Origin of the sequence: Rodentibacter myodis, from assembly GCF_001999305.1 — a bacterium.
Classification (GTDB): domain Bacteria; phylum Pseudomonadota; class Gammaproteobacteria; order Enterobacterales; family Pasteurellaceae; genus Rodentibacter; species Rodentibacter myodis.
The window spans coordinates 103,873-111,832 of the sequence record NZ_MLHQ01000015.1 but is presented as its reverse complement, the minus strand read 5'-3'; the positions used below and the strand labels follow the sequence as shown (position 1 = coordinate 111,832).

7 protein-coding genes are annotated in these 7,960 nt (G+C 39.2%); 1 reads left to right on the top strand and 6 read right to left on the bottom strand.

The window, feature by feature from the left end:
• Positions 1-186: 186 nt before the first annotated feature.
• From gmhB to uxaC, 6 genes are read right to left on the bottom strand one after another with little or no spacing between them, the layout of a single operon-like run.
• On the bottom strand, positions 187-741 hold the full coding sequence (gmhB, locus tag BKL49_RS07125) for a D-glycero-beta-D-manno-heptose 1,7-bisphosphate 7-phosphatase (RefSeq protein ID WP_077423958.1): 555 nt from the start codon (positions 739-741) through the stop codon (positions 187-189).
• 13 nt (positions 742-754) lie between these two features.
• Complete coding sequence (gene kdgK, locus BKL49_RS07120) at positions 755-1,693, bottom strand: 2-dehydro-3-deoxygluconokinase (RefSeq protein WP_077423956.1); 939 nt, start codon at positions 1,691-1,693, stop codon at positions 755-757.
• A 7-nt stretch (positions 1,694-1,700) separates the two neighbouring features.
• Positions 1,701-2,333 (bottom strand): bifunctional 4-hydroxy-2-oxoglutarate aldolase/2-dehydro-3-deoxy-phosphogluconate aldolase, encoded by a 633-nt coding sequence (locus BKL49_RS07115; RefSeq protein ID WP_077423954.1) that lies wholly within the window; start codon positions 2,331-2,333, stop codon positions 1,701-1,703.
• An 11-nt stretch (positions 2,334-2,344) separates the two neighbouring features.
• Positions 2,345-3,835: a UxaA family hydrolase gene (locus BKL49_RS07110; RefSeq protein ID WP_279625915.1), complete on the bottom strand. Its 1,491-nt coding sequence runs from the start codon at positions 3,833-3,835 to the stop codon at positions 2,345-2,347.
• Positions 3,835-5,292: a tagaturonate reductase gene (locus BKL49_RS07105; protein ID WP_279625914.1), complete on the bottom strand. Its 1,458-nt coding sequence runs from the start codon at positions 5,290-5,292 to the stop codon at positions 3,835-3,837. The genes BKL49_RS07110 and BKL49_RS07105 overlap by 1 nt, the downstream gene beginning before the upstream one ends.
• An 11-nt stretch (positions 5,293-5,303) precedes the next feature.
• Positions 5,304-6,716 (bottom strand): glucuronate isomerase, encoded by a 1,413-nt coding sequence (gene uxaC, locus BKL49_RS07100; protein WP_077423948.1) that lies wholly within the window; start codon positions 6,714-6,716, stop codon positions 5,304-5,306.
• A gap of 236 nt (positions 6,717-6,952) precedes the next feature.
• Between uxaC and BKL49_RS07095 the strand changes: the two genes are divergently transcribed.
• Positions 6,953-7,942: a TRAP transporter substrate-binding protein gene (locus tag BKL49_RS07095; protein ID WP_077423946.1), complete on the top strand. Its 990-nt coding sequence runs from the start codon at positions 6,953-6,955 to the stop codon at positions 7,940-7,942.
• The last annotated feature ends 18 nt before the right edge of the window (positions 7,943-7,960 follow it).

Here is a 7,960-nt window from a genome sequence, read left to right as displayed (position 1 = left end):
ATTGTTAAAGAGCAAAAAAACAACGACGCACTGTTATCATTCAAATGTCCCACAACAGTGCGTCGTTGTGTGCCGTGTATTATAGGGAAAAATGAAATCCTTGCAAGCGGTTTTTGTAAAAAAATTTAAATTTTTGATCTTTTGATTAAGTCCTATTCAATTTGTATAAGAACCAATAAAATTTTGCTACTTTATTGAACGTTTTAGCTCTCTCGGTAAATCGGCAAGAGAATCCAACACATAGTCAGCTAATACTTCTCCTTCCTCAGTGATCTTTTTTCCGGTGCGCACTAACACATTCGTCTTCACTTTTGCCCCAATTCCCGCTTTCAAATCATCGATTTTATCCCCCACCATCACAGACTGCGTAGGATCAATCTTTAATTCCTTGATCGCTTGCAACAACATCCCCGATTTAGGTTTACGGCAATCACAATCTTCTTGATATTCACCTTTTCCCTCCGGATGATGAGGGCAGTAATAGATGCCATCCAAATCTACGCCTTGTTCTGCCAATGACCAATCCATCCACTCCGTTAATTGCAAAAATTGCTCTTCTGAAAAATATCCCCGAGCGATCCCGGATTGGTTGGTGACTAACACCAATAAATAGCCCATTGATTTTAACTCACGCAATGTCTCGATCACCCCATCGATAAATTTAAAATGATCAATGTCGTGTACATAGCCATAGTCAATATTCAACGTACCATCGCGATCAAGAAATACCGCTTTATTCATTTTTATCTCCAATTCATAATGATACCGCTATAGTATCACGAATTGAAAATGCGTCCTTAGGAATAATTGCCCCGCGATAACCAATGACACAACCGGCAAGAGTGTGTCCCTGACGAGCGGATTCTACTTCATTTCTACCCTCTAAACGTGCAGATAAATAACCCGCACTGAAAGAATCTCCCGCAGCGGTTGTATCAATAATATGCTTAATTTTTTGCGAAGGAATATCAAATCGTTGATGAAAATGCACAACAATACAACTGTCTGCACCACGCTTAATGACAATTTCCAGTACACCAAATTGCTGTGTTCTTTCAATACATTTTTCTAGCGAATCCTTTTTCCATAACTTAACTTCATCATCTAGGGTTAAAAACGCAATGTCGGTAAAAGATAAAATTTTTTGATACGCAGCTTGCGCACTTTCCACATCACGCCACAAAATCGGGCGGTAATTATTATCAAATGCAATTTTTCCACCATTGGCTTTAAAGTGCGGTAGAAAATCAAAGAGTTTTTGTCGGCTTGCTTCATTTAAAATCGCCAAACTGATTCCGCTGAAATAAAGATAATCAAAACTTTTTAATTGATTTAATACATCATCGGTCAAATCTGTATCCAACCAATATTTCGCCGCAGAATCATTGCGCCAATAATAAAAAGAACGTTCTCCGAACTCATCGGTGATGATGGAATAAAGCCCCGGTAATTTATGTGGCAATTGCTGAACCAAAGCGGTATCAATGTCTTCTGCCTGCCAAGACGTCAACATCATTTGACTATAAGGATCACAACCTAACGCGGAAATGTAATGCACGGAAAAAGTTTCTTTTGGCAATAACCTTGCCAAATAGACCGCTGTATTTAAAGTATCGCCCCCAAAACCAAGTTTGGTTTTTCCTTCTACTTGGGAAAGCTCGAGCATACATTCCCCAATAACACCTATCTTCATTACCACCTCACTTCACGTTATCGACTGCCTGCTTCGCCAATTGGTAAATCTTGTCAAAATCCCCCTGTTCGATTTGATCACGCGGAACAAACCAAGTTCCACCAACACAAAGCACATTATTTAATGCCAAATAATCCCGATAGTTTTTTTCGCTCACACCACCTGTTGGGCAAAATTTCACCTGTGCAAAAGGGCCGGAAAACGCTTTCAATGCCTTCACCCCCCCATTAATTTCTGCCGGGAAAAATTTCAATACCGTCAAACCGTATTCCGCCGCCGACATTAATTCGGAAGACGTTGCCACACCGGGAATAAAAGGAACGTCATATTCTTTACTTTTTTGTAATAATTTCTCCGTCAAACCGGGGCTAATAATAAATTGCGCCCCAGCCTCTACCGCCTGAGTATATTGCGATACGTTTGTTACCGTGCCGGCACCAACAATAGCCTCCGGTATGGCTTGCTTTATGAGACGAATCGCCTCTAAGGCACAATCTGTTCGTAAAGTCACTTCCAGCACCTTAACCCCTGCAAGCACGAGTGCTTTTGCCAAAGGAACAGCATCTTGCACGCGTTGGATAGCTATCACCGGCACAATCGGTGAGGTCGTTAGGACATCAAGTGCGGTTAAATTTTTCATTGTTTTCCCTCCTACAACGTGACGCCACTTTTGAAAATAGCGAGTTCACGAAATTCATTTAATTCATTTTTCGTTTTTTGACCATTTACGGTTGCTACAACCAAATCAATAAATTTTTCAAGTAATTGCGTCATACTCACGTCATAAATTAATTGACCGGCATTAAAATCGATCCAATGTGGCTTTTTCGCTGCTAATTCACTATTTGTAGAAATTTTCATTGTTGGCACAAAGCCGCCATAAGGCGTTCCCCTGCCGGTGGTAAATAGCACCATATGACACCCGGCTGCGGCTAAAGCACTGGTCGCCACCGCATCATTCCCCGGCGCACTTAATAAATTTAATCCGGCAACTTTTAAACGCTCGCCATATTGCAACACATCCACCACCTGACTATTGCCTGCTTTCTGCGTACAACCTAAGGATTTATCTTCAAGGGTTGTAATGCCCCCTGCCTTATTCCCCGGTGAGGGATTTTCATAAATCGGCTGATGATATGCCATAAAATAGCGTTTAAAATCATTCACCATCCGAACCGTTTTCTCAAACGTGGCTTCATCTCGACAATGGTTCATTAAAATACGTTCAGCACCAAACATTTCCGGTACTTCTGTCAAAACGGTCGTACCACCGTGAGCTGTTAAGTAGTCCGAAAAATGCCCTAGCATTGGATTTGCCGTAATACCGGAAAGCCCATCAGATCCGCCACATTCCAAGCCAAAATGTACTTCACTTAATTTCCCTTTCTCACGCTTATCCTGACGCATCGCTTGATAAAGCTGTTGTAAAAGTTGCACGCCTTGTTCAACTTCATCATCACAATGTTGGGCAACCATAAATTTCACACGCTGATCATCAAATGCGCCCAAGCCTTTTTTAAACGGTTCAATCTGATTATTTTCACAACCCAAACCAATCACCAACACCGCACCCGCATTTGGATGTTGCACCATATTTTGCAACATAATTTTGGTATTTTCGTGATCATCTCCCAACTGTGAACAACCATAGTGATGATTGAATGTAAAGACGCCATCAATATCACTGAGATCGTTTCTCTGCATAAACGCATTTTTAATTTGATTGGCGATCCCCACCACACAGCCTACTGTCGGAACAATCCATAATTCATTACGAATACCAATATCTCCGTTTTGTCGGCGATAAATCAATACATCACGATCCGGATTGGTAACAGAAAGTGCGGTCAATTTTGGCTGATATTTATATTCATTAATATCACTCAAATTTGTTTTCACATTATGAGTATGAATATGTTCACCGGCTAAAAGATCACGCAAGGCGTGACCAATGGGATAACCATACTTCACCACATTTTCACCTGCGGCAATGCCACACAACGCAAATTTATGGCCACGGGCAATCGCCTCTCGCAAAGTAATCTTCACATTGTCAATTTCTAACAATGTACCAGCCGATAAATCCTGCAACGCCACCGCAACGTTGTCTTGCGTGCGGATTTTAATAAATTGTTTCATCATCACTCCTCAGCGTAAGACAACAAGGCTTCACGCATTCCTTTCTCTAAAATAGCTTGTAATTGTTCGGTTACCGTATCGACCAACTGAGGAATTTCCACGAGGTTGGTTTCCCAATGTTGTGTTTGACTTAATACAGAAACAACGAATTGATAAAGAGATGTTTCGCCCGCCTCAACCAGTCGCCATCCGGTTTGAAAATGTTCCAACCAAAAACGATCGTCCTGTAATGGAATGACCTGTCCCTGACGCTGCCCCCGATAAAATGCAATCAATGCGGCTAATGCAAAAGTTAAACGCACCGGCAAATGATGATATTTAGCTTGATATGCCAATAATTGAGGCAAAATACGCGTACGATATTTCGTCATACTATTCAGTGCGATGGATAAAAGTTGGTGCTGAATAAACGGATTTTGGAAACGTTGGATCACAGCTTGAGCAAACTGATGTAATTCCGACTCGGGTAATGAAAGAACCGGAATAATCTCTTTTTCGACCGCACTTTTCACGAAACCACAGAGTTGCTCATCTTGCATCGCCTCACCTACAGTATCAACACCGGATAAATAGGCGACAGGAACAAGCGCGGTATGTGCGCCATTTAAGATCGCCACCTTACGTTCTTTGTAAGGTTTAATATCATCCACGACTAAAATATTTAATTTCATTTGTTCTAAATAAAAAACATCACGCAACCATTGTGGGCCTTGAATAACAAACAAATAGAAATATTCTGCCGTATCTAAAAAGGCATCCCGATAGCCTAATTCCGTTTCCAACATTTCAGCTTCGGCTCTTGGGTAACCGGTTACAATGCGATCGACTAAGGTCGAACAAAATGTATTTTTAGCCTCAAGCCAATCAAGAAATGCCTGAGAAAGTTCCCATTCTTTTGCATAACGCAAAACAAGCGTTTTTAATTGTTCACCGTTATAATCAATTAATTCACAAGGCAAAATAATAAATCCCGGTGCATTTTTGCCCAAAACATCAAAACGCTCGTATAGTAAACGCGTTAATTTAGCCGGATAACTCACCGGTGGGCGATCATCAAAACGATCATTTTCGTGATAACTAATTCCGGCTTCCGTTGTATTGGAGAAAATCATCGTAATATCCGGATTGTGTGCCAATTTTAAATACTCATCAAATTGATGATAAATATTAATCTCTTCATTCACCGAACGAATAATACGTGATTGTTTTACGGTATTTCCCTGTTCATCTAATCCGCGGATTACCGCAGTGTAAAGTCCGTCTTGTGTATTTAACGAAGGCGGAAATTCAGAATTAATCGGACGAACAATCGCTATGCCCGAATTAAAATCCGTTTTTTCATTCAATAAATCAATTTGCCAATCAATAAAAGCCCGTAAAAAATTACCTTCACCAAATTGAATAATTCGAGTGGGATATTGTGGACCGGGGAAATTTGTTCTATTTAATGTTTGCATCATCGTATTCCTTCTTAATTTAATTCAATTTCAAAATAATTTTTGGCGTTGTTAAAACAAATATTTGAAACCATTTCACCTAACAGTTTAATATCTGCCGGCGCTTCACCATCACGCACCCAATGTCCTATCATTTGGCATAAAATACGGCGGAAATATTCGTGACGGGTATAAGAAAGAAAACTACGACTATCGGTTAACATTCCCACAAAATGGCTCAATAAACCTAATTGGCTAAGTTGGGTCATTTGACTGATCATTCCGTCTTTTTGATCGTTAAACCACCAACCGGAACCAAACTGCATTTTGGATTTAATGCCGCCTTGTTGGAAATTCCCCAGCATTGTTGCCAATACTTCGTTATCCCGCGGGTTTAAACAATATAAAATCGTTTTAGGTAACCGATTATTTTTAGCTTGCGCATTTAATAATTTTGCCAAGGGTTGTGCTACCGACGCATCATTAATCGAATCAAAACCGGTATCCGCCCCTAACTGAGAAAACATTAAACTGTTTGTATTACGCAGCGCACCAATATGATATTGTTGAACCCAATTTCTTTTATGATATTCGTGACCCAGAAAAACTAAAACGGCAGTTTTAAATTTTGCAATTTGTACTTCGCTTAATGCTTTTCCGGATAATTTTTCCTGCAAAATTTGGTCTAATTCCGATTCATTGGCATCACAATATAAAACCACATCAAGCGCGTGATCCGAGACTTTACATCCGTGGGCGGCAAAATAATCAATACGTGAAGCCAAGGCTTGGCAAAGCGTATTAAACGAAGAAATTTCAATATTTGCCTTTTCCCCCAGCAAATGCAGATATTCGGTAAAGGTTTCTAATTCAATATTGAATGCTTTATCAGGCCTAAAACTTGGTGCAACTTTAGTTTGGAAGTTGTTATCTTGAGCAATCATTTCGTGATAATGAAGATCATCAATAGGATCATCTGTCGTACCAATAAATTTCACATTCATTTGTTTAATGATCCCTTTGGCGGAAAAATCATCTTGTTGTAACAAGGTATTACATTGATCCCAGATCTCCCTAGCAGTATCCGGTGATAACAATTTATTACGAATACCAAATGGACGTCTTAATTCTAAATGCGTCCAATGATAAAGGGGATTGCCAATTGTATGAGGCACGGTTTCACACCACGCTAAAAATTTGTCAAAATCGACCGCACTTCCGGTACAAAACTTCTCATCTACACCATGACTTCGCATAGCCCGCCATTTATAGTGATCACCTTTAAGCCAAATATCATACAAATTTTTAAACCGATAATTCTCTGCTATCTGTTGTGGAGGCAAATGGCAATGGTAGTCAAAAATAGGTTGATCTTTGGCATAGCTAAAAAACAAGTCCTTAGCAAAATCTGTATCTAATAAAAAATCTTCAGTCATAAAACTTTTCATTACTTTCTCTCCTATAACGAACATATAATTCATTCACACAATATGTTATACCAATTAAATAAAATTAATAGCTTTTTTTTGTGATCGTTGTCACAAAACGAAAAATTTGTATGATATTTATAAAAATAAAATGATACCATTGCGCTGTAAGTTACTGAGAGATAGTTCTTTAATCTCAATTAGCATACATAAAGAGATACAAAATCCTCTTGTCATACAACATAATGGAGATCACTATGAAACTCAAAAAATTTATCTTATCCGGCTTATGCGTTGCATTGCCAATGTTATCCCTTTCTAATAACGTATTTGCTAAAAAAGTAGTGTTGAAATTAGCACATAATCTCGATCAAACCCACGTGGTTCACCAAGCCTTGGATAAAATGGCAAAAGAAGTACAAGAAAAATCAAATGGTGAACTAAAAATTCGGATTTATCCTAGCGGACAAATGGGCGGCCCAAGAGAAACGGTGGAGCTTATCCAAAATGATGCCTTAGATATGACAAAAGCAAGTGCCAGTGAAATGGAGTCTTTTGTTAAAGAATTTTCTATTTTTAGCACGCCGTATTTATTTGATAATGAAGAACATTTCAAACGCGTATTATTCGGTGATATTGGTAAAAAAATTACGGATAAAACACAAAACAGCGGATTTAATGTATTAGCTTCTTATGTCGCAGGAACACGCAGTTTCTATGCCAAAAAACCAATCCATTCACCTGCCGATATGAAGGGGATGAAAATTAGAGTGGTATCGACACCAACGACCAATAAACTTATCGAACTGCTAGGTGGCTCACCCGCACCAATTCCATTTGGGGAAGTTTATACCGCACTTCAACAAGGCGTTATTGATGGTGCAGAAAATAATATTCCTTCTTATGAACAAACCCGACACGTTGAAGTGGCAAAATATTACATTGAAGATCAACATACCAATGTTCCTGACTACTTAATCATTGCGAGTAAAACGTGGAATAAACTGGATGAAAATCAAAGAAAAATCCTACAGGAAGCGGCAAAAAACTCAGAAATCTATCAGCAAGAACTTTGGGATAAAGAGGTGGCGAGAGCAAAAGAGTCGGCTCAAAAAACCGGTGCTACCTTTATTCAAGTTGATAAACAGCCATTCCGTGATGCATTAAAACCACTCTATGATGACTTCGCTAAAAATCCTGATTTATCCGACATTATTGAAGCCATAAAACAGGAAGGAAAGAAATAAGGTTAATCTCTCCTCTTG